The organism is Sphingomonas sp. SORGH_AS_0789 (genome assembly GCF_031453055.1).
Classification (GTDB): Bacteria; Pseudomonadota; Alphaproteobacteria; order Sphingomonadales; family Sphingomonadaceae; genus Sphingomonas.
Genome location: NZ_JAVIYV010000001.1, coordinates 1445438 through 1465124, shown reverse-complemented (window position 1 = coordinate 1465124; position 19687 = coordinate 1445438). Strand labels below are relative to the sequence as shown.

General features: G+C 67.9%; 19 protein-coding genes. 7 read left to right on the top strand and 12 right to left on the bottom strand.

Annotation, left to right across the window (positions count from 1 at the left end; translation table 11 throughout):
* Positions 1–5: 5 nt before the first annotated feature.
* Both QE360_RS06845 and QE360_RS06840 read right to left on the bottom strand, forming a co-directional pair.
* Positions 6–1043: a nitronate monooxygenase gene (locus tag QE360_RS06845; protein WP_309700284.1), complete on the bottom strand. Its 1038-nt coding sequence runs from the start codon at positions 1041–1043 to the stop codon at positions 6–8.
* Between the two features lie 369 nt (positions 1044–1412).
* Positions 1413–2663: an aspartate kinase gene (locus QE360_RS06840; RefSeq protein WP_294233037.1), complete on the bottom strand. Its 1251-nt coding sequence runs from the start codon at positions 2661–2663 to the stop codon at positions 1413–1415.
* A 54-nt stretch (positions 2664–2717) separates the two neighbouring features.
* On the opposite strand from QE360_RS06840, the gene ubiG reads away from it, so the two are divergent.
* From ubiG to QE360_RS06825, 3 genes are all read left to right on the top strand, one after another.
* Complete coding sequence (gene ubiG / locus QE360_RS06835) at positions 2718–3455, top strand: bifunctional 2-polyprenyl-6-hydroxyphenol methylase/3-demethylubiquinol 3-O-methyltransferase UbiG (RefSeq protein ID WP_309700282.1); 738 nt, start codon at positions 2718–2720, stop codon at positions 3453–3455.
* Between the two features lie 165 nt (positions 3456–3620).
* Positions 3621–5057, top strand: coding sequence for a hypothetical protein (locus QE360_RS06830; protein ID WP_309700280.1), 1437 nt, complete (start codon positions 3621–3623; stop codon positions 5055–5057).
* Positions 5054–5791, top strand: coding sequence for a polysaccharide deacetylase family protein (locus tag QE360_RS06825; RefSeq protein WP_309700278.1), 738 nt, complete (start codon positions 5054–5056; stop codon positions 5789–5791). The genes QE360_RS06830 and QE360_RS06825 overlap by 4 nt, the downstream gene beginning before the upstream one ends.
* Here QE360_RS06825 and QE360_RS06820 read toward each other — a convergent pair whose 3' ends face one another.
* From QE360_RS06820 to QE360_RS06800, 5 genes are all read right to left on the bottom strand, one after another.
* Positions 5792–6247 carry a hypothetical protein gene (locus QE360_RS06820; RefSeq protein WP_309700276.1) on the bottom strand — a complete coding sequence of 152 codons (456 nt, stop codon included), beginning with the start codon at positions 6245–6247 and terminating at the stop codon, positions 5792–5794.
* Positions 6244–6714 carry a hypothetical protein gene (locus tag QE360_RS06815; RefSeq protein ID WP_309700274.1) on the bottom strand — a complete coding sequence of 157 codons (471 nt, stop codon included), beginning with the start codon at positions 6712–6714 and terminating at the stop codon, positions 6244–6246. The genes QE360_RS06820 and QE360_RS06815 overlap by 4 nt, the downstream gene beginning before the upstream one ends.
* Positions 6715–6782: 68 nt before the next feature.
* On the bottom strand, positions 6783–7967 hold the full coding sequence (locus tag QE360_RS06810; RefSeq protein ID WP_309700272.1) for a glycosyltransferase: 1185 nt from the start codon (positions 7965–7967) through the stop codon (positions 6783–6785).
* A gap of 10 nt (positions 7968–7977) precedes the next feature.
* Positions 7978–8505, bottom strand: coding sequence for a DUF2141 domain-containing protein (locus QE360_RS06805; RefSeq protein ID WP_309700270.1), 528 nt, complete (start codon positions 8503–8505; stop codon positions 7978–7980).
* Positions 8502–9437, bottom strand: a complete 936-nt coding sequence (locus tag QE360_RS06800) for a hypothetical protein (protein WP_307101489.1) — start codon at positions 9435–9437, stop codon at positions 8502–8504. Before QE360_RS06800 ends, QE360_RS06805 begins: the two co-directional genes overlap by 4 nt.
* 213 nt (positions 9438–9650) lie before the next feature.
* Here QE360_RS06800 and QE360_RS06795 point away from each other — a divergent pair, with 213 nt between their 5' ends.
* Positions 9651–10799, top strand: coding sequence for a glycosyltransferase (locus QE360_RS06795; RefSeq protein ID WP_309700267.1), 1149 nt, complete (start codon positions 9651–9653; stop codon positions 10797–10799).
* Here the strand turns inward: QE360_RS06795 and QE360_RS06790 are convergent.
* From QE360_RS06790 to pyrE, 5 genes are all read right to left on the bottom strand, one after another.
* On the bottom strand, positions 10728–11813 hold the full coding sequence (locus QE360_RS06790) for an AI-2E family transporter (RefSeq protein ID WP_309700265.1): 1086 nt from the start codon (positions 11811–11813) through the stop codon (positions 10728–10730). The genes QE360_RS06795 and QE360_RS06790 overlap by 72 nt on opposite strands.
* Positions 11814–11818: 5 nt before the next feature.
* Positions 11819–12775, bottom strand: a complete 957-nt coding sequence (lepB, locus tag QE360_RS06785) for a signal peptidase I (RefSeq protein WP_309690930.1) — start codon at positions 12773–12775, stop codon at positions 11819–11821.
* Positions 12772–13182: a holo-ACP synthase gene (gene acpS / locus QE360_RS06780; protein ID WP_309690932.1), complete on the bottom strand. Its 411-nt coding sequence runs from the start codon at positions 13180–13182 to the stop codon at positions 12772–12774. The genes lepB and acpS overlap by 4 nt, the downstream gene beginning before the upstream one ends.
* Before the next feature lie 133 nt (positions 13183–13315).
* Positions 13316–14044 carry a pyridoxine 5'-phosphate synthase gene (locus QE360_RS06775; protein WP_309700263.1) on the bottom strand — a complete coding sequence of 243 codons (729 nt, stop codon included), beginning with the start codon at positions 14042–14044 and terminating at the stop codon, positions 13316–13318.
* A complete protein-coding gene (gene pyrE, locus QE360_RS06770) occupies positions 14041–14625 on the bottom strand; it encodes an orotate phosphoribosyltransferase (RefSeq protein ID WP_309700260.1) in 585 nt (194 codons plus the stop codon). Before pyrE ends, QE360_RS06775 begins: the two co-directional genes overlap by 4 nt.
* Before the next feature lie 257 nt (positions 14626–14882).
* Between pyrE and coxB the strand changes: the two genes are divergently transcribed.
* The 3 genes from coxB to QE360_RS06755 all read left to right on the top strand — a co-directional run bounded on the left by coxB (position 14883) and on the right by QE360_RS06755 (position 19685).
* Complete coding sequence (gene coxB, locus QE360_RS06765) at positions 14883–16043, top strand: cytochrome c oxidase subunit II (RefSeq protein WP_309700258.1); 1161 nt, start codon at positions 14883–14885, stop codon at positions 16041–16043.
* A 3-nt stretch (positions 16044–16046) separates the two neighbouring features.
* Positions 16047–17720 (top strand): cytochrome c oxidase subunit I, encoded by a 1674-nt coding sequence (ctaD, locus tag QE360_RS06760; protein ID WP_309690941.1) that lies wholly within the window; start codon positions 16047–16049, stop codon positions 17718–17720.
* A 207-nt stretch (positions 17721–17927) separates the two neighbouring features.
* Positions 17928–19685, top strand: a complete 1758-nt coding sequence (locus tag QE360_RS06755; protein ID WP_309700256.1) for a DUF1800 domain-containing protein — start codon at positions 17928–17930, stop codon at positions 19683–19685.
* Positions 19686–19687 lie beyond the last annotated feature (2 nt).

The following is a 19687-nucleotide window of genomic DNA, read 5'->3' as shown; positions in this document are numbered from 1 at the left end:
GAGGATCAGGCCGTGCGCGCGACCAGCGCGGCGGCGGCCTCGGCCATCAGTTGCGCCAGGATGTCGGCGATCGGCTCTTCCTTCGTGACCATGCCGACCGACTGGCCCGCCATCACGCTGCCATGCTCGACATCACCCTCGATCACCGCGCGGCGCAGCGCGCCCGCCCAGTAATGTTCGATCTGGAGCTGCGCCTCGGCCATCGCGACCTTGCCCTCGTCGAGCGACTGGGCGACTTCGCGCTGCTTGGCGGTGAACAGCTCGCCGCCCGCATTCTTGAGCGCGCGGACCGGGATGACCGGCAGGCGCGGGTCGATCTGCACGCTAGCCACCGCGTCGCGGGCCGAGGCGCGGATGAACGCCTTCTTGAAATTGGGATGCGCGATCGATTCGGTCGCACAGACGAAGCGCGTGCCGAGCTGGACACCCGCCGCCCCCATGTCGAGATAGGCGGCGATCGCCTCGCCCCGGCCGATGCCGCCCGCGACGAAGACGGGGACTTGGGCCGCGATCTCGGGCAGCATTTCCTGCGCCAGCACGCTGGTCGAGACGGGGCCGATATGGCCGCCCGCCTCCATCCCCTCGATCACCAGCGCATCGACGCCCGAGCGGATCAGCTTCTTGGCCAGGGAAAGCGCGGGGGCGAAACAGATGACCTTCGCGCCCGTCTCCTTGATCGCCTCCAGCGCGCCCTTGGGGGGCAGGCCGCCGGCGAGCACGACGTGGCCGACCTGGTGACGGCCGCACACCGCGATCAGGTCGAACAGCTGCGGGTGCATCGTGATCAGATTCACGCCGAAGGGGCGCATGGTCAACGCCTTGGTCGCGGCGATTTCGGTGTCGAGCAGTTCGGGGGTCATCGCGCCGCACGCGATCACGCCGAAGCCGCCCGCATTGGACATGGCGGAGACGAGGTTGCGCTCCGACACCCAGGACATGGCACCCGCCATGATCGCCATGTCGGCGCCAAGAAATTCCGCGCCGCGCGCCATGCGGGTGGCGAGACGCTGTTCGCCGGTGGTGGTGGTGAGGGTGTCGGTCATCGGCGCTCCATGCCGTGGAGCGCGGCGGACGGCAAGATTTGGTTCACGCGAAGCCGCGATGACGCCAAGAGTTTGTTCGCGCGGAGACGCGGAGGCGCGGAGATGATCTGCGCGCGGCAGCGCCATCACTTCATCAACGATGGTTAAAAAAGGAGCGGCGGCGCGACCGGATACACCACCTCCGCGTCTCCGCGCCTCCGCGCGAACCATTCTTCTTAATTACGCTTCGCGTCTTAGCGGCTTCGCGCGAACCCATCCCTCATAACCGTCATCCCAGCGAAGGCTGGGATCTTTGGCGGACCGGATCGAACCCGGGCCAGAGGCCCCAGCCTTCGCTGGGGCGACGGTAGTGGGACGTCGATCGAATATTTACGCCGCCTCGGCGTCCAGACCATAAGCGGTGTGCAGGACACGCACCGCCAGTTCGGTATAGTCCTCTTCGATCAGCACGCTGACCTTGATCTCCGAGGTGGTGATCGCAAGGATGTTGATCCCGCGCGCGCCCAGCGTCTGAAACATGGTCGAGGCGACGCCCGCATGGCTGCGCATACCGACGCCGACGACCGAGATCTTGGCGACGCGGGTATCGTGGACCATCTTGGCATAACCGATGTCACCGCTCGCCTTTTCCAGCACGTCCAGGGTGCGGGCGAGGTCCGCCGACGGGACCGTGAAGGTCACGTCCGTCGAGCCGGTCGAATGCGCGATATTCTGGACGATCATGTCCACATTGATGCCTGCATCCGCAAGCGGCGCGAAGATCGCGCCCACCGAACCGGGCCGATCCGGCACGGCAGTCAGGGTGATCTTGGCTTCGTTTTTGTCATGCGCGATGCCGGTGATGAGCTGGCGTTCCATATCGTCGATTTCCTCTTCGCCCACGATCAACGTGCCGCGATGTCCGTCTTCGTCCCGTGCGTCGTCGAACGAGCTGAGCACCCGCACGCGCACCTGTTCCTTCATCGCCAGACCCACCGATCGGGTCTGGAGCACCTTGGCGCCGACGCTGGCGAGTTCCAGCATCTCCTCATAGGTGACCTTCGAGAGTTTGCGCGCGCGGGGCACGATGCGCGGGTCGGTGGTGTAGACGCCGTCGACATCGGTATAGATGTCGCACCGCTCCGCCTTCATCGCCGCAGCGACCGCGACCGCGCTGGTGTCCGAACCACCGCGGCCCAGCGTCGTGACCCGGTTGCCCTCGGCCACGCCCTGGAAGCCGGGGATGACTGCGACCACGCCCGCCGCCAGGCTCTCGTCGAGCGCGGTCGTGTCGATCTCGCCGATCCGCGCCTTCGCGAAGGCCGTGTCGGTGTGGATCGGCAACTGCCACCCCAGCCACGAACGGGCCGGGACGCCCATCGCCTGGAGCGTGATCGCCAGCAGCCCGCTGGTGATCTGTTCGCCCGCCGAGACGACGACGTCATATTCCTGGGGATCGTAGAGCGACGAGGCCTCGCGGCAGAAACCGACCAGCCGGTCGGTCTCGCCCGCCATCGCGGAGACGACGACCGCGACCTGATGCCCAGCCTCCACCTCGCGTTTGACCCGCGCCGCCACGTTGCGGATGCGCTCGATTCCGGCCATCGAGGTGCCGCCGAACTTCATCACGATACGGGCCATGCGGTTTTTGCCAATCTCCTTGGGGTAAAACGGCGGTCCTGATAGGTAGCCCCCATGACGAACGCAAGCCATTTGAACGATTCTACCATTATCGGCGCCGAAGCCGCACATTTCGGAAAGATGGCAGCCGAGTGGTGGGACCCCAAGGGGTCGAGCGCGATGCTGCACCGGCTGAACCCGCCGCGCCTGCGCTATATCCGCGAGCAGATCGATCTGCACTGGGATGCCGATGGGCAGGGCTTCACGCCGCTTTCGGGCAAGCGTGCGCTCGATGTCGGATGCGGGGCAGGGTTGCTGTGCGAGCCGCTGGCGCGCCTGGGCGCCGAGGTGACGGGGCTGGACGCGGCGGCCGAGAATGTCGCGGTCGCCGCCGCCCATGCCGCGCAATCGGGACTGGCGATCCATTACCGCGCGGGCAGCGTCGAGGGGCTGGCGGGCGAGACGTTCGACCTCGTCACCTCGCTGGAGGTGATCGAGCATGTCGCCGATCCGGCGCGCTTCGTGCGCGGTCTGGCCGATGCGCTGGCGCCCGGCGGGCTGATGATCCTGTCGACGCCCAACCGCACGCCGCTGTCGAAACTGGCGCTGATCACGCTGGCGGAGGGGACGGGCGCGATCCCCAAGGGCACGCATGACTGGTCGAAATTCCTGACCCCCGACGAACTGACCGCCTTGCTGACCCAGGCGGGACTGAAGGTGCGCGACGTGCGCGGGCTGAGCTATTCGCCGACCAAGGGGTTCATGGTCAGCGACTCGACCGCGCTCGACTATTTCGTCACCGCAACGCGGTAATTCCCTTTCCTCCCCTGCAAGGGGAGGTGGCAGGCCGCAGGCCTGACGGAGGGGTGTCCCGGCCAGATAGGACAGGGATACCCCCGCCGCCGGGGACACCCCTCCACCATGCTTCGCATGGTCCCCCTCCCCTTGCAGGGGAGGAATGATCCTGGACCTATCCGAATGTCGAGACTGCCTAGCAATCGCCCCGCCACGGCGAACCACCGCCTCCTCATCCTGCTCGCCGTAGCGATCCTCGCCCGCGTGGCCACCTTCGGCAATCCGGTGGTGCATGTGGACGAGGAGTTCTACTTCTTCACCGGCCACGCGATGTGGCAGGGCGCTTGGCCCTTCGTCGATGTGTGGGACCGCAAGCCGATCGGGCTGTTCCTCCTCTATGCCGTGCCCGCCGCATTCGGGTTTCCGGCGGGCATCTGGGCCTATCAGGCGATGGCGCTGGCCAGCGTGGTCGCGACCGGATGGCTGGTCGCGCGGATGGCGGAGCGACTCGGCTGGGGCGCGGGCGCGACGGCGGCGGGCATCGCCTATATCCTGTGGCTCGGCCTGCTCGGCGGACAGGGCGGGCAGGCGCCGGTCTTCTACAATCTGCTGATGATGGGCGCGGCCTGGGCGATCCTCGAATCGGATCGGCGAGGGGTGCGCAGCCTGGGGCTGGCCGCGATGGCGCTGGTCGGATTGGTCCTCCAGATCAAATATTCGGCGGTGTTCGAGGGGATGGTCTTCGGCCTCTGGCTGCTGGGCAGCGAGTGGCGGCGGAGCCGGAGCCCGGTCGCGCTGATCCTGTACGGCGTGGCGCTGGTCCTGGTGTCGCTGATCCCGACCGCGCTGGCGGCGGGCGTCTATGCCGCGATCGGCCAGTGGGACGCGTTCCTCTACGCCAATTTCCTGTCGATCTTCCATCGCAACCCCGATCCCATCGCGGAGCTGGCGGGCAATCTGGGGCAGATGGTGCTGATCCTCTCCCCCATCGTCACGCTGGCGGTCCTGGGCCTCAAACGGGCGGAGCGCGATCAGGAGCGGACCTTCCTCGCGGTCTGGCTGGGCGCGGCCGTGATCGGCGTGCTGCTGTTCCGGCCGTGGTTCGACCATTATGGCCTGCCGATCCTGCTGCCCGCCTGTACGGCCGCCGCCGCGATGCTGGGTAGCGCGGCGTGGCGGCGGCGCTACACCCCTGCCCTGTTGCTCACCGTGGCACTGGCCGGGCAGATCGTGCTGTTCAGCCTGCGCCACGAGCGGGGCGAGGCGACCGAGTTCGCCGCACTCACCCAGGCGGTCGGCAAGGGGCCGGGTTGTCTGTACGTCTATTCGGGCAGCACGATGCTCTATGTCGCGACCGAGCGTTGCACCCTGTCGCGCTATATCGTGCCCGCGCATCTCAGCCGGGCGCGCGAAGCGGGCGCGACCGGCGTCGACCAGAATGCCGAGATCACCCGGATCCTCGCCCGGCGCCCCGCCGTGGTCGTGATGCGCCCGCCCTATAATGGCGAGCGGCCCGCCGCCCATGCCCGCATCATGGCGGCGATGGCGGACGGATACCGGCTGACCGCGAAACTGCCGATGGGCAATGAGATGATCAGCGTCTATAAATCCACGCGATGAAACGCCTTCTCGCCTCGATCCATGACGTGTCCCCCCGGTTCGAGGGGGCGGTCGATGCGCTGTTCGACCGGCTGTCGGGCCATCTCGGCGGCCCGCGCCTGGCCATGCTGGTCATCCCCGACCATTGGAACAGCGCGCCGATCGCGCCTGGCACCCCCTTTGCCACGCGCCTGCGCGACTGGGCGGACATGGGGATCGAGATGTTCGTCCATGGCTGGTCGCACAAGGACGACATGGTCCACACCGATCAGAAGACCGCGCTGAAGGCCAAGCATATGACCGCGGGCGAAGGCGAGTTCGTCGGCTTGCCCCACGCCGAGGCGCTGCGCCGGATGAAGCGCGGCACCGCGCTGATCGAGGATATCATCGGCCGCCGCGCGACCGGCTTCATCGCGCCCGCCTGGCTCTATTCGGACGAGGCGCGGGCGGCGCTGGGCGATGCGGGATTCGGGCTGGCCGAGGATCATTTCCGCGTCTGGACGCCCGCCGACGGCAAGATCATCGCGCGCGGGCCGGTCGTCACCTGGGCGAGTCGCTCACGCGGGCGGCAGCTCAGCTCGCTCGCCGCCGCCGCCGTACTGCGCCACGGCCTGCGCCCGACGCCGGTGGCGCGGGTCGCGGTCCATCCGGGCGACAATGGCGTGCCCGCGCTGCTCGACAGCATCGACAAGACCTATTCGCGGCTGGCGAGGACCCATACGCCGTCGCGCTATGCGGATTTGCTCGCCGCCTGATCAGCGCGCGGCGAGGCTGTAAAGATATTGGCGCCGCGCTTCTGACCCGCGTGGATAGCGGGACAGTGTCTTCACCTCGGCGCGCGTCAGGGTGAAGCGGTGATAGCCCTTGCCGGTCAGGCATTGCTCGACATTGCCGACCTGAATTGCCTGAAGGTCGCGCTTCTGCCGGTCGGGCTGCGTTCGCCGGACCGAATCGCCCCAGCTATCGCTTTCGGAAGCGCTCGGGAAATTCAAAAGGCGATCCGCCGTCTCGAACCCCCGGATGAAACGCTTGGCCGGTTCGTCCTGCGACACGTCGCGAAAATAGCCGGTCTTGGCACATTCGATCGCGTCGGCGCGGTATTGGGCAAAGCCGATGCCGGGCTTGCCCCAGCTTTCCACGGGCCCATCCGATGCCGCCGACGCCGTGACCGACGACATCGCCAGCACAAGGGCGAAACATACCCGCTTCATGACCCCGCCACCTGACGCGCGGCCAGGGCATGGAGATACTGGCGCCGAGCCTCCGATCCTTTCGGATATCGGCTCAACGTCTTCTGCTCGCTTTTGGTCAGGCTGAACTTGCGATAGCCCTTGTCGACCAGACATTGTTCGACATCGCCAACTTGAATGGCGTGGAGCAGGCGCTTCTGCCGATCGGGTTGAGTCCGCAATATCGAATCGGTCCAGCCTCCAGCCGTCCCGCCGCCGTTCAATGCATTATCAGCCGCCGTGAAACCGGCGATGAAACGCTTGGCGGGCTCGTCCTGCGACACGTCGCGGAAATAACCGGCCTTGGCACAGGCGATGGAATCAGCACGGTACTGGTCGTAGCCGACGCCGGGCTTGCCCCAGCTTTCGATCGCGGGACGGTCGGCGGCCTGGGCCACGCCCGAAGACACCAGCAGGATGCCGACCATGACTGCGAGGCCACGACTCACCGACCGTCTCCCATGACATTTTTGTCATGGTGACAGACTCCCGAGCGGTGCGAAAGGTCCGTTCCGGCTTAAGCGACGGCCCGCTGCTGCTCGCCTTGGTCGAGCAGCCGCTGGTAGCGCGCGATCAGCGCCTCGGCATGGTCGCGGTCGCTGAACACCTTGCCCGCCGCGACGCGCGCGGCGTTGCGCAGCACCCGCGGGTCGCGCGCCAGCAGCCGCTCGATCGCCTCGGCGCAGGCCGCGCCGTCGCGGGCGCGGAACGTCTCGGCGAACAGCGGATTGGCGACCTCGGCGCATCCGCCATAATCGGGCACCACGAGCGGCAGGCCCGAAGCCAGCGCCTCCGATGCCACCAGCCCGAACGTCTCGGTCTCGCACCCATGGACCAGCGCGTCGCAGCTCGCCATGATCCGCGCCAGGCGCGGGCGGTCATAGACCGGGCGGAACAGGCGGATATGCGGGCTGCCCGCGATCCGCTTCTCCAGCGCGCGGCTGGCGACGCCGCCGCCGATCAGGACCAGCCCGACCGGACGGCTGGAGGCCACCCGCTCGACCGCGTCGATCACCATCGTCCAGCGCTTTTCGGGATGATGCCGCCCCAGCCCCAACAGCAGATGCGCATCCTCGGGCAGCGCGCACTGCGCCAGCAGCGCCGCGCGCAGCCGTTCGTCGCGGTGGTCGGGCGAGAAGAAATGCCGCTCGATCCCCAGCGGGATCCCCTCGTCCACCCGCACGCCGCGCTTGCCGAGTCGCTTCACCAGCGCCGGGCCGTTGGACAGCACCAGGTCGTAATGGTCGAGGAAGCGGTTCATGTAGCGGCTGTACCAGCTGAACCAGTCCTCCACCCGCTCCTGCGCGACGATGCCGTCCAGCCAGCGGACCGGATAGGTGCCGACATTGTCGTTGTGCATGAAGAAGACCTTCTTCGCGCGCCCCTGCCAGTTGGCGACGAACCAGGCGGGCTTGGCGGGCGAGGACACCTCGACGATGTCGGGGTCCAGCTCGTCGAGCAGGCGGCACACCGGCGCGCCGTCCCAGAACATGCCGTAATTGGTGTCCAGGATCAGGCGCGGCGCCTTGATATAGATGATCTTGCCGCCGCCCGGACGCTCCTCGACCATATCCTCGGTGCCGGGGGCCAGGACGATCAGCTCATGGCCCATCTCGGCCAGGATCGACATCTTGCGGTCGATATAGGTCCGCACCCCCCCGCCGGTGGGCGAGTAGAATTCGTTGACGTCGACGATACGCATCGTCTTCCCCTTATTCGACCGGGCCGAAGCCGCTCAGGCCCCGCAGATATTGGGCGCGAATGGTCACCGTCGCCACCCCCGACGGCACGTCGATCAGCGCCGATTCGAGCGGCGGCTTGCGGCGGCCCAGCTTGGTGTTGGCCGGGAAGCCCGCGCCGTCGCTCCAGAAATTGAACTTGTTCTTGCCATCGCGGTCATGCGTGAACAACAGCGCATAGCGGCCCGGGCGCGGCACGCGGATGCACATCGCGATCGCCCCACCGCCCGCCGGCGTCGGCACCTGGACACGGCGGAACGTCTTGCCCGCGCGGACCAGCACGCCGTCGTCGGCCAGGAAATCCTCCTCGTTCGCCGGATAGAGTTCCAGCTTCAGATTGCCCTTGCGGTCCTTCAACCCCTCGATCCGGGCCAAGATCGCCGGGCCGCCGCCGCCGGTGCAGGCCGCCGCATCGCTGCCCAGCACCTGCGCGCCCGCCGCCTGCGGCATCGCCGCCAGCATGACCGCCGTCACCGCCATCATCTTCATCACGCGAATCATGCGCGCACCTTTCGAACCAACGCCGTCAGACCGAACCCGGCGATCAGCACGACATGGACCAACAAAGTTAGCGCCGCGGTGAACGCGATCAGTTCGCTCAATTCCTGATCCTGCCCGATCAACAGGATCGCGAAATTGGCGAAAAGAAGGTCCTTGTTGGGCACCAGCGGCAGGCGCGAGACGAGCAGCCGCGCCGCCGACAGGAACAGCCACATGCCGAGCGACACGCTGGGCATCCCGTAATGCCAGGCGAGCGCCACCAGCAGCGAATTGGCGATCAGGCGGACGCAATGGACCATGAAGACCCACCAGAGCGTCCTGCGATCGAGCGAGAAGACCCGGCGCGAGAAGATCAGGAAGGGCAAGGAGGTCGCCATGACGATCGCGATCGATCCCCAGACCAGCCGCAACTGGTCGGCGGTCAGCAATTCGCGCCCGACCGGCAGCGCCAGCCCGATCATCAACAGGGTGATCGCATTGCCCGCGATCGCCGACAGGATGCCGACATCCTTGACCGCGCCGAAGGGCGCCGCGACCATCTTCGCATTGGCGCGCGCCCAGGCATAGAAATAGGCCTCGCCCGAATAGCTGAACGCGACCTCGTTGGCGATGCGCTTGCGGATCAGCGCGGCCATGCCGCTGATCGGAATGCCCCACAGCCGCCGGAAGATGATGTAGTCGCCGATCGGCAGCGCCATGTAGAGGCCGAAAAAGACGACATAGAACATCGGGTTGGCTGGCACCGAATGGCTCAGCCCGACCAGCCCGCGCCCCAGCAGCTCATGCCCCAGCCCCACGATCATGGCGAGCGTCAGCGCCCCGCCGATGATGGCGGGCCAGCGGCTCTTCACGGTCTTCAGCGGCTCCAGCGCGGCCATGTCGCGCGCCACCGGTCCGCTCGTCGCAGACGGGATCGCCTGTTGCGGGGTCATGGGATCATCTCGTTCATTCTGCACGTTAGGGAGATTCCTCGGCGGCGGCGCGCCGGCGGCGCCCGCTAACCTCAACACTGCTTTCTCGCACCTGAATAAGAATTCATCTCTGTCCGGTGATTGTGTCCACCATAGGGCTGATCCTGACATAATTGAGCGACAAGCGCCGATTATCGCCGCATCCCATTGTCGCCATCGTCCCCGTGGGAGCCCATGCCAGCCGATCATATCCTGACTTACGCGCTGGCGATGCGCGGCGGCGTGGAAGCGGCGCTGGGCCGGATGTTCCAGGGCTGGCTGGACCGCGGCCGCCGGGTGACGCTGGTGCTGGGCGAGGAAAGCGGCCAGTTCCAGGCGGGCGTGCCGATGGGGGTGGAGACGGTGACGCTGGGGCATCAGAGCTATGCCGGGCTGTGCACCACCCTGCCCGCGATGATCGGGCGGATGCGGCCCGACATCATCTTCTGCCCCGGCAACCATTATACCAGCATGGCGGCATGGAGCCGGTTGCGGCTGGCCGGGGCCTGCCCGCCGATCGTCGCCAAGATGTCGAACGCGGTGGATCGCGGCGACCATCATCCCGTCCTCGCCTGGGGCCAGCGGCAATGGCTGGCGCGGCACCGGCTGTTCCTCGACGCCTTGGTGGCGATGACGCCCGCCACCGCCCGCGCGGCGCAGGATGCCACCGGGCTGTCGGTCGCGGTCATCCCCAACCCGCCCGCCGCGCTGCCCGACCTGGCGCTCGACCGGCCGCGCCCGCCCGGTCGCCGGATCCTGGGTGTCGGACGACTCGAGCCGCAGAAGCGCTGGGACCGGCTGATCACCGCGATGACTCATCTGCCGCCCGATATCGGGCTGACCATCCTGGGCGAAGGCAGCCTGCGCCCCGCGCTGACCGCACAGATCGCCGCGCTAGGCCTCGCCGGCCGCGTGACGTTGCCGGGACACAGCGCCGACGCCCCCGCCGCGATGGCGGCGGCGCAGGTGGTGGCGCTGGCGTCGGATTATGAAGGCGTGCCCGGCGTGCTGCGCGAGGCGCTGGCGGTCGGGACCCCGGTCGTCGCGACCGATTCGAGCCCGGCGGTGCGCGAGATCGTCCGCGACCCCGCGCTGGGCACGGTCGTCGCGCGCGAGGATCTGGCGGGGCTGGTCGCGGCGCTCCGCCACTGGCTGGACCCGGTCGCGCCACGCCCCGATCCCGTGCCGCAGCCGGGGCAGGATTCGCCCGACCGCTATCTGGCGCTGTTCGATTCGATCGTCACCGCCCGGCACAACCGCCAGGCGCTGGCGTCAGGCAATGTCCGCTTCGGCGCGCGCGCTGTCGCCGTCGCGCGCCGCCTCGCGCTCCGACCGGCGCTGTAGCGCGGACTTGGCCATCGCGGTCATCGGGTCGGCCAGCGCCAGCCCGAGGATACCGAACAACGCGCTCGCCATGATCTGGGTCGACAGGGTCAGCGCGGGGGGCAGGTCGACCGTCCGCTTGGCGACCATCGGCACCACGACATATCCGTCAAAGGTCTGCACGACCAGATAGGTGCCGATCGCCCAGAAACCGGCATCGGTTCCCGCCGAAAAGCCGACCGCGATCATCAGCGTGCCGGTGATGATCGCGCCGATATTGGGGATGAAGGCCAGGATGCCCGCGATGATGCCCAGCAGCAGCGCCATCGGCACGCCCCCGATCATCAGCGCGATGCCGGTCAGCACCCCCTCCACCGCCATGCCGAGCAGCCGCCCGGCGAGCAGCTTGCGCAACGTGCTCATGACGCGCGCCTGGGTGATCGCGAATTCGGGGCGCGCGGCGCGCGGGACCATCCATTGCAGGCCGCGCGCATAGCCTTCCGGGTCCATCGCCAGGAACAACCCGATGATGAGGATCATGAACGCCGAGGTGATCGCCCCGACCGCCGTGCCCACCCATGAGGTCAGCCGCCCGATCGATCCCAGCGACTGTTTCACCAGCCCGTTGATGTCCGAGGTGCCGGGCATCAGCCCCTGCGACGCCAGCCATTCGGTCAACCGCCCGACCTGGGTCTCCAGCGTCGAGCGAAGCTGCGTCACCTGCTGCGTCATCTCGACGCCGGTCAGGAAGAAGGTGCCGAGCAGGAACGCCGTCACCGCCAGCACGACGATCAGCAGTCGCCAGCCGCGCCCGATCGGCAACACCCGCCCGAGCAGCCGCACGCCGCCGTCGAGCAGCGTGGCGAAGACCAGCCCGGCAAAGATCACCAGCAGCGGCTGGACCAGCAACACCGCGATCGCCATGCCCGCGATCAGCCCCAGCCAGATCGCCGCGCGCGTCAGCTCCCGCCGGACGAAGCCCTCGCGAAATTCGATCGGTGCGGGGACGTCGGTCAGCGGGGCCGGGTCGGTCATGGCGCTCAGTCCGCCTTGGCCGGATGCAGCGAGGTGCCCGCCCGGCCCGAGCGCAGCGATCCCCACCAGGTCAGCGGGTTCAGCGTCGCATCGCCGTCCAGACTGAACGTCACGAACTCGGCCCGCCCGCCGATATTCTCATAGGGCACCGCGCCGCCCAGCCCCAGTTCGGCCAGCGAGAAGCGGCTGTCCGCCGAACGGTCGCGATTGTCGCCCATCAGGAAGACATGATTGGCCGGGATGGTGATCGGGCCGTAATTGTCGCCCGGGCTCCAGCCCAGCTCGACCGTGTCGTAGCGGCGGTTGTTGGGCAGCGTCTCGGTCACGATCGGCAGGTGGCAGACCCATTGGCCGCTCGCCAGCCGCACCTTCGCCCCGTCGCCATAGTCGGACGCGTTGCACGGGCTGTTGGTGTCGACCGGGATGTCGACATAATGGAGCGGCCCGCGCTTCACCGGCTGGCCGTTCAGGATGACGGTGCCGTCGCGCACCTCCAGCCGGTCGCCGGGCAAGCCGATGACCCGCTTGATATAGTCGTTGTGAGTCCCCGGCGGCGTCACGATCACCACATCGCCGCGCGTCGGCAGCGAGCCGAAGAGGCGGCCATGGATGAAGGGCAGCTGGAAGCTCCAGCTGTCGGTCGGCTGGTGCAGCACGACCGATTTGAAGATCGCCACCGGATTGGGGATGGTCGGCGAGACGAAGGACCAGCCATAGGCGAATTTGCTGACGACCAGCCGGTCGCCGACGCGCAGGCCCGGCAGCATCGATTCGGACGGGATGTAGAAAGGCTTGGCGATGAAGCTGTGAAAGCCCAGCACGATCAGCAGCAGCCAGAACAGCCCCTTGACCTCGGACCACCAGTCGGTGCGCTTCCTGGGTCGGGGCGCGGAATCCGACGGCTGCGGCCCCGGCTGGTCCGTGGGCGAGCCCTGGTTGGTATCCAACACCGCGTCCTTCATGCGGAAACTTCCGGTCTTGCCTCGATCACCACAAAGGCCTGCGCCCAGGGGTGATCGTCGGTCATGGTCAAGTGAATATGCGCGACGTGGCCCGGCGGGGTCATCGCGTCAAGTCGTTCGCGCGCGCCGCCGGTCAGCACCAGCGTCGGTGCGCCGCCGGGTCGGTTGACGACGCCGATGTCGCGCATGAACACGCCCTGCGCGAAACCGGTGCCCACCGCCTTGGAAAAGGCCTCCTTGGCGGCGAACCGCTTGGCGTAGGTGCCGGCGCGGGTGAAGGGGCGTTTCGCCGCCTTGGCCTGCTCCACATCCGTAAAGCAGCGCGCCTCGAACCGGCCGCCATGCCGGTCGAGCGCGGCCTGGATACGCTCGATATTGCAGAGGTCGGAGCCCAGGCCGATGATCATGACATCCTCCCCGGTACGGGGAGGGGGACCGCCGCGGAGCGGTGGTGGAGGGGGTTCTCCACCACGCGAGCCATCTGGGGCGCTCCCCCTCCACCAGCCTGCGGCTGGTCCCCCTCCCCGTGCCGGGGAGGATTCACCGCGCCACGTCCATCGCGGCGCGCATCTTGCGGACCACTTCGGGCAGGCCGACGAACACCGCATCGGCGATCAGGAAATGGCCGATGTTCAGCTCGCGCACCTGCGGGATCGCCGCGATGGGGGCGACATTGTCATAGGTCAGGCCGTGACCGGCATGGACCTCGATCCCGTTCTTGGCGGCCAGCGCGGCGGCGTCCGACAGGCGGCGGAGTTCCGCGGTGCGGTCCTCGCCGTCCAGCTCGGCATAGCGGCCGGTGTGCAGCTCGACCACCGGCACGCGCAGGGCCAGCGCCGCCTCGATCTGGCGGGGATCGGGTTCGATGAACAGCGAGACGCGGATGCCCGCCTCGCCCAGCTGCGCCACCATCGGGGCCAGCCACTCGCACTGCCCGGCGGCGTCCAGCCCGCCCTCGGTCGTGCGCTCCTCGCGCTTTTCGGGGACGATGCAGGCGGCGTGCGGACGATGCTTCAGCGCGATGGCCAGCATCTCTTGCGTGGCCGCCATCTCCAGGTTGAGCGGCACGGTCAGTTCGGCCGACAGCCGCGCGATGTCGTCATCGGTGATATGCCGCCGGTCCTCGCGCAGATGCGCGGTGATGCCGTCGGCCCCCGCCTCGGCCGCGAGCAGCGCCGCCTTGACCGGATCGGGATAGCCCGCCCCGCGCGCGTTGCGCACGGTCGCAACATGGTCGATATTGACCCCCAGCCGCAGATGCCCGCTCATGCCGCCGCGCGGCTCCCCGGCTTGATCGCAGGGATCGCGGCCAGTTCGGGCGGCAGCTTATCGGGGCTGTAGCTGGGCACGTCGAGCCGGATTAGCGGGAAGAAGGGCACGCCCAGATCGGCGACGCCGTTGGAACGATCGACCAGCGAGGCCGCCGCGATCGTCTGCCCCCCTTCGCGCGCGATGGCGGCGATCGCCTCCCGGCTCGACAGCCCGGTGGTGACCACGTCCTCCATCATCAGCACCTTCTGACCTGCATCAAGCCGGAAGCCGCGACGCAGGTGGAAGGTTCCCTCGGGCCGCTCCAGAAACATGCCCGGTACGCCCAGCGCGCGCGCCATTTCATGGCCGACGATCACGCCGCCCATCGCCGGGGCGACGACCGCGCTGATCTGCGCCCTGATCTCGGCGGGAATCTTGGCCGCCACCGCCTCGCACAGCCGCGCCGCGCGCGCCGGGTCCATCAGGACGCGCGCGCATTGCAGATAGCGGGGGCTGCGCAGGCCCGAGGACAGGATGAAATGCCCCTCGAGGAGCGCCTCGGCGGCGCGGAACTCGGCAAGGACGTCGTCATCGGTCATGCGGGGCAACTCCGGCAGGTCGTTATCAGATGACCCGGCCTCATAGGATCGCGCCTGCGCGGGCGCAATCATGGTCGCGACAGCTATGGGTTGAGGGGGCGCGGTCCCGTGCTATAGTCCATCTAACAAGAACGACATGACGCCCCGCCCGCGACCCGTCGGACCACGATGGGCGGGCGAGGGAGATGGGAGACGAGAGCGGGATGAGCGAGGCCAAGCGCATGTCCGGACCCCGGAGGATGAGGATGCCCAGACGGATGAAGGCGATCGCGATCGCCGCCGGGATGGGATGCGCCGCGCTGTCGGGAACCGCCCTTGCGACTCCGGCCGCGCCCACCCGGCCCGTCCCCCAGGCCGCGGCCGAGGGTGCGGGCGTCGCCAACACCGCGCCGACCAGCGCCGCCGCGCCCGCCACCGCCGCCCCGACCAGCCCGCTGCTGGCGCAGGACGGCGCGCCCGCGACCACCATCGACCCGCAGGTCGGCCTGCCGATCGACGGCCGCATCGGGCTCCAGCCGCAGGTGACGAAGAACGGCGAGTTCGCGCACTGGATGCACAATGGCGTGCTGGTGCCGGTCATCACCGCGATCTGCGTGCTCGTCCTGCTGCTGCTCGCCTGGGTCGTCTTCCGCTATCGCCGGGCCGCCAATCCGGTGCCGTCCAAGACCAGCCACAACACGCTGGTCGAGGTGCTGTGGACGCTGGGCCCGGTCGTCGTCCTGGTCCTGATCGCCATCCCCTCGATCGGGCTGCTCCAGGCGCAGTTCAAGCCCGCGCCCGCCGGTGCGGTCACGCTGAAGGCGATCGGCAACCAATGGTATTGGACCTATCAATATCCGGATCATGGCGGGATCGAGATCACCGCCAACATGCTGAAGGAAAAGGATCAGGTGGCGCCGGGTGAGCGGGCGCGCACCGATGCCGACGGTCCGCGCCTGCTGGCGGTGGACAATCGCATCGTCCTGCCCGTGGGCGTGCCGATCCGCCTCATCACCACCTCCAACGACGTCATCCATAGCTGGGCGATCCCGGCCTTCTGGATGAAGCTGGACGCGGTGCCCGGCCGGTTGAACGAGACGAGCTTCACCATCGAGAAGCCGGGCCTGTATTTCGGGCAATGTTCGGAACTGTGCGGCGCGCGCCATGCCTTCATGCCGATCGCGGTGCAGGCGGTGCCCCCGGCGCAGTTCGCGGCATGGGTCGCGGCCAAGGGCGGCAAGATGCCGGGTTCGGCCGCTCCCTCCTCCTCGGTCATTCCGCAGCCCGGGGCCGAGGGTTCGGCCGCCGAAGCGGCGCAGGCCAATGCCGCCGACGCGGTGACGGGTCCGGCCGAAAACGCCTCCACGCCCGCCCAGTCCCCCTCTTCCGCGCAAGGCGCCACCGGCAATCCGGCGGGCCCCGGCAACGCTGGACAATAAGCCATGACCGACACCGCACTTCACCCCGGATCGGCTTTCGTCGGTCATGACGACCATCACCACGCGCATCATGACGCCGATCACAAGCCCGGCTTCTTCGCGCGCTGGTTCCTGTCGACCAACCACAAGGATATCGGCACCCTCTATCTGATCTTCGCGATCGTGGCGGGGATCATCGGCGGCGCGATCTCGGGCCTGATGCGCGCCGAGCTGCGCGAGCCGGGTATCCAGTATCTGGGCATCTGGGCGGGGATGCTGCACGGCGGCGCGCAGAGCCTCGACCAGTCGCTGCACCTGTGGAACGTGCTCATCACAGCACACGGCCTCATCATGGTGTTCTTCATGGTCATGCCCGCGATGATCGGCGGGTTCGGCAACTGGTTCGTGCCGATCATGATCGGCGCGCCCGACATGGCGTTCCCGCGCATGAACAACGTGTCCTTCTGGCTGCTGATCCCGGCCTTCACGCTGCTGCTCGCCTCGCCCTTTTTCGGGTCGGGCGCGGGCGTGGGCTGGACCGCATACGCCCCGCTATCGACCTTCGGCGAGCCGGGGCCGTCGGTCGACATGGCGATCCTGTCGCTCCATCTGGCGGGCGCCTCGTCGATCCTGGGGGCGATCAACTTCATCACCACCATCTTCAACATGCGCGCGCCGGGCATGACGCTGCACAAGATGCCGCTGTTCGTCTGGTCGGTGCTGGTGACGGCGTTCCTGCTGCTGCTGTCGCTGCCGGTGCTGGCCGCCGCGATCACCATGTTGCTGACCGACCGCAATTTCGGGACGACCTTCTTCGATCCCGCCGGGGGCGGCGACCCGATCCTGTACCAGCATCTCTTCTGGTTCTTCGGCCATCCCGAAGTGTACATCATGATCCTGCCGGGCTTCGGCATCGTCAGCCAGATCATCGCGACCTTCAGCCGCAAGCCCGTCTTCGGCTATCTCGGCATGGCCTATGCCATGGTCGCGATCGGCGTGGTCGGCTTCGTCGTGTGGGCGCACCATATGTTCGCCACCGGCCTGAGCGTGAACACCAAGATGTATTTCACCGCCGCGACGATGATCATCGCGGTGCCGACCGGCATCAAGATCTTCTCGTGGATCGCGACCATGTGGGGCGGTTCTCTGACCTTCAAGACGCCGATGGTCTGGGCGATCGGCTTCATCTTCATGTTCACGGTCGGCGGCGTGACCGGCGTGGTGCTCGCGAACGGCGGCATCGACGATTATATGCACGACACCTATTATGTTGTCGCGCACTTCCACTATGTCCTGTCGCTGGGCGCGGTGTTCGCGCTGTTCGCGGGATTCTATTACTGGTTCCCGAAAATGTCGGGGAAGATGTATAGCGAGCTGCTCGGCCAGCTGCATTTCTGGGTCTTCTTCGCGGGCGTGAACCTGTTGTTCTTCCCGATGCACTTCCTGGGGCTCCAGGGCATGCCGCGCCGCTACCCCGACTATCCGGATGCCTTCGCGCTGTGGAACAAGGTCGCGACGCACGGCTATGAGATCATGGCGGCGGGCATGGCGATCTTCTTCATCAACCTGATCTGGTCGCTGATCGCGGGCAAGCCCGCGGGCGACAATCCATGGGGCGAGGGCGCGACGACGCTGGAATGGACGCTGTCCAGCCCGCCGCCCTATCACCAGTTCGAGACGCTGCCGCGCATCGACTGACCCCCTGGCTCCCCACCGCCCCTGCAAGACCCCGGAGCATCGCCTCCGGGGTCTTTTGCATGTCCGCCATGCCGATATGGAGCCCGTGATGCCGCCAGCCGCCCCTGGGGTGCGACGAACGGCGGAACCTTTCACCGATTGTTATCCACAGATGCGGCACATATCGTCCTGCCGCGACGGGCGGCGGGTTGGCGGGATAGCGCGGCGATGCAGCGGGACGAACCTACGGTCAGCATCCGACCGGCGGAGGCGACCGGAGACGGGGACGCGGACTTCCTCCTGTCCGATCATGGGGCAGGCGGGCCGGGTCCGATCGCGCGACACGGGGCGAGCGGCGCGGCGATGCTGCCCCTGCTGGCGCTTGCGGCCTGTGGCGGCGGGGGCGGCGGAAGCGCGGGGGCCACCGGCACCGGCGCGGGCGGTTCGACCACCACGCCGGTCGTCGTCGTCACCCCCTCCCCCACCACCACCGAGGCGAGCCGGTTCCTGGCGCAGGCGACGATGGGCGCGACCCGCAGCGGGATCGATGCGGTCGTGTCGCGCGGCTATGACGGCTGGCTGACCGATCAGTTCGCGATGGCGCGGGCGACCAGCCATTGGGACTGGCTGACCGCGAACGGCTATGACGCGGCGGCCAACCGCAACTCGCTCGCCGGGCTCGACCCGACGCTGTGGCGCCAGATGATCGTCGAGCCCGACCAGCTGCGCCAGCGGGTGGGCATGGCGCTGCTCGACATCCTCGTCGTCGGGGTGGACGGCATCAACGATGCATGGCGCGCCTTCAGCATGGCGGCCTATGTCGACATCCTGCTCGACAACGCCTTCGGCAATTATCGCGACCTGCTGGGCGCGGTGACGACCAGCTTCGCGATGGGCAGCTATCTGACCTATCTGTCGAACCGCAAGGCCAATGCCGCGACCGGCGCACAGCCCGACGAGAATTACGCGCGCGAGTTGATGCAGCTGTTCACGCTCGGCCTCTATCAGCTCAACATGGACGGATCGCCCCGGCTGAACGGCGGGCAGCCGGTCGAGACCTATAATCAGGCCGATGTGTCGGGACTGGCGCGCATCTTCACCGGGCTGGTCCCCGCGACGAACGACAGCTCGACCCCGGCGCGCTATCGCCAGCCGCTGGTGATGAACGCCGCGCTGAACGAAACCGGCGCGTCCAGCTTTCTCGGCACGACCGTCTCGGGCGGCGGCATGGCGGGGATCAAGGCGGCGCTGGACACGATCTTCGCGCATCCCAACGTCGCGCCCTTCATCTCGAAACAGCTGATCCAGCGGCTCGTCACCAGCAATCCCTCGCCCGCCTATGTCACCCGCGTCGCGACCGCGTTCGCCGACAACGGCCAGGGGGTGCGCGGCGACATGAAGGCGGTGATCCGCGCCATCCTGCTCGACAGCGAGGCCCGCACCCTGTCCAGCGCCACCACCGCGGGCAAGCTGCGCGAGCCGGTGCTGCGGCTGACCGGCTGGGCGCGCGCCTTCGGCGTCACCTCGCCGTCCAATGGCTGGGCGATCGGCGACACCTCCAATCCCGCCAACCGGCTGGGACAGAGCAAGGGCCGCAGCCCCTCGGTCTTCAACTTCTACCGCCCCGGCTACACCCCGGCGGGGACCAGCATCGCCAGCGCCGGGCTGGTCGCGCCCGAGTTCCAGATCACCAACGAACAAAGCGTCATGGGCTATGTGAACTATATGTACGGCCTGATCGCCAACGGCACCGGCGATGTGAAGGCGGACTATAGCGCGATCCTGACCAAGGCGGCCGATGCACAGGCGCTGGTCGACGAGGTGAACCTGGTCCTCGCCGCCGGGCAGCTCTCCACCGCGACGCTGGCCGCGATCCGGGGCGCGGTCGACAGCGTGTCGGCCGCCGCCACCAACGGCGCGATCAACCGGGTCGGCATCGCGATCCTGCTGACCATGGCCTCCCCCGACTATCTGACCCTGCGGTGATG

Excerpts from the sequence above, each read along its gene's own strand:
- QE360_RS06840 (WP_294233037.1), bottom strand. The coding sequence starts at position 2,663 with ATGGCCCGTATCGTGATGAAGTTCGGCGGCACCTCGATGGCCGGAATC.
- QE360_RS06845 (WP_309700284.1), bottom strand. The coding sequence starts at position 1,043 with ATGACCGACACCCTCACCACCACCACCGGCGAACAGCGTCTCGCCACC.
- QE360_RS06810 (WP_309700272.1), bottom strand. The coding sequence starts at position 7,967 with ATGCGTATCGTCGACGTCAACGAATTCTACTCGCCCACCGGCGGGGGG.
- QE360_RS06830 (WP_309700280.1), top strand. The coding sequence starts at position 3,621 with ATGTCGAGACTGCCTAGCAATCGCCCCGCCACGGCGAACCACCGCCTC.
- ctaD (WP_309690941.1), top strand. The coding sequence starts at position 16,047 with ATGACCGACACCGCACTTCACCCCGGATCGGCTTTCGTCGGTCATGAC.
- QE360_RS06795 (WP_309700267.1), top strand. The coding sequence starts at position 9,651 with ATGCCAGCCGATCATATCCTGACTTACGCGCTGGCGATGCGCGGCGGC.
- pyrE (WP_309700260.1), bottom strand. The coding sequence starts at position 14,625 with ATGACCGATGACGACGTCCTTGCCGAGTTCCGCGCCGCCGAGGCGCTC.
- QE360_RS06800 (WP_307101489.1), bottom strand. The coding sequence starts at position 9,437 with ATGACCCCGCAACAGGCGATCCCGTCTGCGACGAGCGGACCGGTGGCG.
- QE360_RS06790 (WP_309700265.1), bottom strand. The coding sequence starts at position 11,813 with ATGACCGACCCGGCCCCGCTGACCGACGTCCCCGCACCGATCGAATTT.
- lepB (WP_309690930.1), bottom strand. The coding sequence starts at position 12,775 with ATGAAGGACGCGGTGTTGGATACCAACCAGGGCTCGCCCACGGACCAG.
- QE360_RS06775 (WP_309700263.1), bottom strand. The coding sequence starts at position 14,044 with ATGAGCGGGCATCTGCGGCTGGGGGTCAATATCGACCATGTTGCGACC.
- QE360_RS06820 (WP_309700276.1), bottom strand. The coding sequence starts at position 6,247 with ATGAAGCGGGTATGTTTCGCCCTTGTGCTGGCGATGTCGTCGGTCACG.
- QE360_RS06825 (WP_309700278.1), top strand. The coding sequence starts at position 5,054 with ATGAAACGCCTTCTCGCCTCGATCCATGACGTGTCCCCCCGGTTCGAG.
- acpS (WP_309690932.1), bottom strand. The coding sequence starts at position 13,182 with ATGATCATCGGCCTGGGCTCCGACCTCTGCAATATCGAGCGTATCCAG.
- QE360_RS06805 (WP_309700270.1), bottom strand. The coding sequence starts at position 8,505 with ATGATTCGCGTGATGAAGATGATGGCGGTGACGGCGGTCATGCTGGCG.
- ubiG (WP_309700282.1), top strand. The coding sequence starts at position 2,718 with ATGACGAACGCAAGCCATTTGAACGATTCTACCATTATCGGCGCCGAA.
- QE360_RS06755 (WP_309700256.1), top strand. The coding sequence starts at position 17,928 with ATGCAGCGGGACGAACCTACGGTCAGCATCCGACCGGCGGAGGCGACC.
- coxB (WP_309700258.1), top strand. The coding sequence starts at position 14,883 with ATGAAGGCGATCGCGATCGCCGCCGGGATGGGATGCGCCGCGCTGTCG.